Source organism: Streptomyces daqingensis, from assembly GCF_014645895.1.
In the GTDB taxonomy this organism is placed as follows: Bacteria; Actinomycetota; Actinomycetes; order Streptomycetales; family Streptomycetaceae; genus Streptomyces; species Streptomyces daqingensis.
Map to the genome: position 1 here is coordinate 1 of NZ_BMMP01000035.1, position 3,403 is coordinate 3,403.

The window sequence follows — 3,403 nt, forward strand, 5'->3', positions numbered from 1 at the left end:
TCGACAGGGGGCAACAGTCATGCCGGGCCCGGAGGCCAACGGCCCCATTGCAGGACCGCGAAAAACATAACGGGGGGAGGACGGGGCCCGCGGCGCCAGGGGTGCGGGCGCCGCCGGGACGTCCCGCTACCAGCGGGAGGGCGGCGGCGCGGAGAGGTGGTCGACGAGGCGGGAGAGCCGGTCGCGCAGGGGCCGCCGGAGACGGGCTCCGGGCATGCCGACGGGGGCGGCCCGCCCGGAGAAGCTCTCCCCGGCCGCGGCGCTGACCAGGTGCTGCACGGTGTCGAGGTCCACCTCGGAGGCGTCCGCGGTGAGCGTGTCGTGCGCGACGCCGTGGAGGTCGCCGAGGTCTCCGGCGGCCCGGTCGTCCAGGGCGAGGACCGTCGCACCCGCCCGCCTGGCGTCGTGGACCCGCTCCAGCAGTCCGCCGCCCGGCGGCTCGGAGGCGACCACGAGGACGGTCTCCCTGCGTCCGGCAGCCTCGATACGTCCGAGGCCCGCCGAGAGATGGGCGGGGGCGGACGGCGGGACCCGGTGACGTACGAGGGTCGGTGAGAGCTCCGGCAGGCCGGACCAGGCGGCCTCGTCGTCCAAGTGGGCGGCCAGGTGCCAGGGTTCGTAGGACTCCGTCCCCACCAGCAGCAGCCCGCCCCGGTGGGTGCCGACCGACGTGCGCAGCGAACCGGCGAACCGGCGGGTCGACTGCACCCACTCCGTCCCGGCGAGCACTTCCCTCAGATGTGCGACGCGTACGGCATCCATGGCTCGGCATGATGCCTCAACAGGCCCTGCGGAACGGGGGATTCAGCTGTGGTCACCCTTACGGATGTGGTGGTGCGCGGACGTGGGGGAGCGGGGGCCGCGGGGAGGGGTGCGTGCGGAAGGCCGGGCGCGGCCGGCGTCGTCCATCTCTGCTGCACCGCGTGCGGCAGTTCACACGCCCTTCAACTCCACCTGCACCAGGTGCTGTTGAGCGCGTGTTCCGTGTGTGCGCCGCGCCCGGCCGGCACACGGCGGGATTCCGGGACGAGGCAGGGGGCCGGGCCGCAGCAGACGATCGTTCCGCGTGCCGGATTCCGCCGCGTCCCGCCGCGCGAGCCGGTCGCGGAGGCCCCCGATACGTGATCACCTTCACGGAACGGAGAGCGGCCGAGGGGCGGTGCCGGGTGGCAGGATCGCCCGTATGACTTCCTCATCCTCCGCACCCTCTCCCTCGCCCGCTCCGAAGAAGGACCCCTGGGACCTGCCCGACGTCTCCGGCCTCACGGTCGGCGTGCTCGGCGGCACCGGTGACCAGGGACGCGGGCTGGCCTACCGGCTGGCCAAGGCCGGCCAGCAGGTGATCATCGGCTCCCGTGCGGCGGACCGCGCCCAGCAGGCCGCCGGCGAGCTGGGAATGGGGGTGGAGGGCGCCGACAACGCCGAGTGCGCGCGGCGCTCCGACATCGTCATCGTCGCCGTGCCGTGGGACGGCCACGCGCGGACGCTGGAGGCGCTCCGCGAGGAGCTGCGCGGCAAGCTCGTCGTGGACTGCGTCAACCCGCTCGGGTTCGACAAGAAGGGCGCCTACGCGATCCGTCCCGACGAGGGCAGCGCGGCACAGCAGGCGGAGGCGCTGCTCCCCGACTCGCGGGTGACAGCGGCCTTCCACCACCTGTCGGCCGTGCTGCTCGCCGACCCCCGGACGGAGAAGATCGACACCGACGTGATGGTGCTCGGGGAGGACCGCGAGGACTGCGCCGTCGTGCAGGCCCTCGCCGGGCGCATCCCCGGGATGCGCGGCATCTTCGCCGGGCGGCTGCGCAACGCGCACCAGGTGGAGTCGCTCGTGGCGAACCTGGTCTCGGTCAACCGCCGCTACAAGGTGCACGCGGGCATCAGGCTCACCGACGTGTGACGGAGCGGCGCGACGGAGCAGGGCTGGGCTCCCGGGCGGCGGGCAGGAGGCGGCGGCGCGCACCGCCGCCGACGGGCGGGACCGGCCCCCGGGACGCCGTCCGGCATGGGGGAGAATGGCCGCAGCGCCGCACCGTCCGGCGCGCGCGCCCGAACCCGCACCGTCCTCCAGGAGCCGCCACCGTGTCCGCCCCCGCCGCCACGCCCCTCCCGCCCCGGCTGCTCGCGCGGTTCGCCGCCGTCCTGTGCGTGCTGGCGGCGGCAGCGGCGGTGCTTTCCTTCGCCAAGGGCAGCGGCTGGATGGGGGCGGTCTGGGTCCTGCTGGCGGGTCTCGCGTCCAACATGGCGTGGTACTACGGGCGCCGGGCACGCGGGGCCCGCACCGCGGAGGACCCGAACGCGGGTGCGGACGCCGGAGCCGGTACGGCCGGGGACGCGGACGCCTCCCGAGCGGCGCGCCCTACGGCTGCGGAGTGACGGCGACCGACGGTTCGCCCTGCCAGAAGCGGAAGTAGTCGTAGCCGTAGGCGACGTCGAGTTCCGAGACGTCCAGCACCTGCATGACGCTGCCTATCGCGTCCCAGAAGACCCCGTTCACCTGGGGGACCCACAGGAAGCCGAAGACCACCAGCAGCCCGAACGGTGCGAACGGCTCCGCCTGCCGCCGTGCGGCCGGTGAGAGCCACGGCTCCAGCACCCCGTAGCCGTCCAGTCCGGGCACCGGCAGCAGGTTCAGGATGGCCGCCGTCACCTGCAGCATCGCGAGGAAGGCCAGCGCGTAGCGGAAGGCGAACGGGACGTCGCCCATCGCGTCGAGCCAGAAGGGCGCGGTGAGCAGGGCGGCGAACAGCGCGTTCGTCAGCGGCCCGGCGGCCGAGATCAGGCTGTGCCTCCAGCGGCCCCGGATGCGCCCGCGTTCGATGTAGACGGCGCCGCCGGGCAGCCCGATGCCGCCGAGGACGACGAAGACCACGGGGAGCACGACGCTCAGCACGGCGTGCGTGTACTTGAGCGGGTTGAGGGTGAGATAGCCCTTCGCGGCGACCGAGTCGTCCCCGCTGCGCAGGGCGGTGTGCGCGTGGGCGTACTCGTGCAGGCACAGCGAGACGACCCAGCCGGAGACGACGAAGAAGAACACCGCCACACCGGTGACCTCGGCCAGCCCGGACCAGACCCCCCACCCGGAGACGGCCATGATCGCCGCGATCCCCAGGAAGACGGGGCTGATGCGGTGGTGGTCGGGGTGGGTGCCGGCGCCGGTCATGGATCAAGACCGTACCGGGGTGCGGACGAAGCGGCCCAACTGGCCCTGCGGACCGGAGGGTTCCGACGGGGAGGCGTGGAATCCGCGGCCTGACGGCGGCCCGCCCCGGTGCGCGAGGACGGGCCGCCGCGTGCGGCCGGGCTCTCCAGGAGAAGCGAGAGGCTCTCTAGGTGTATTGACCTGATGCGTTGTTCACGCGGCTGATCGGTGGCTGGCCTGCCAGTGCGGTGTGGCACCGGTGAT

General features: G+C 73.8%; 4 protein-coding genes. 2 read left to right on the forward strand and 2 right to left on the reverse strand.

What is annotated here, in order from left to right:
• Positions 1-126: 126 nt before the first annotated feature.
• Positions 127-762 (reverse strand): hypothetical protein, encoded by a 636-nt coding sequence (locus tag IEY56_RS28075; protein WP_189040106.1) that lies wholly within the window; start codon positions 760-762, stop codon positions 127-129.
• A gap of 421 nt (positions 763-1,183) precedes the next feature.
• Here IEY56_RS28075 and npdG point away from each other — a divergent pair, with 421 nt between their 5' ends.
• Positions 1,184-1,897, forward strand: coding sequence for an NADPH-dependent F420 reductase (gene npdG / locus IEY56_RS28080; protein ID WP_189040107.1), 714 nt, complete (start codon positions 1,184-1,186; stop codon positions 1,895-1,897).
• Positions 1,898-2,079: 182 nt separating this feature from the next.
• Positions 2,080-2,373 (forward strand): hypothetical protein, encoded by a 294-nt coding sequence (locus IEY56_RS28085; protein WP_373292210.1) that lies wholly within the window; start codon positions 2,080-2,082, stop codon positions 2,371-2,373.
• Here IEY56_RS28085 and IEY56_RS28090 read toward each other — a convergent pair.
• Entirely contained in the window at positions 2,357-3,160 is an 804-nt protein-coding gene (locus IEY56_RS28090) for a site-2 protease family protein (RefSeq protein WP_189040108.1), read from the reverse strand. The genes IEY56_RS28085 and IEY56_RS28090 overlap by 17 nt on opposite strands.
• Positions 3,161-3,403 lie beyond the last annotated feature (243 nt).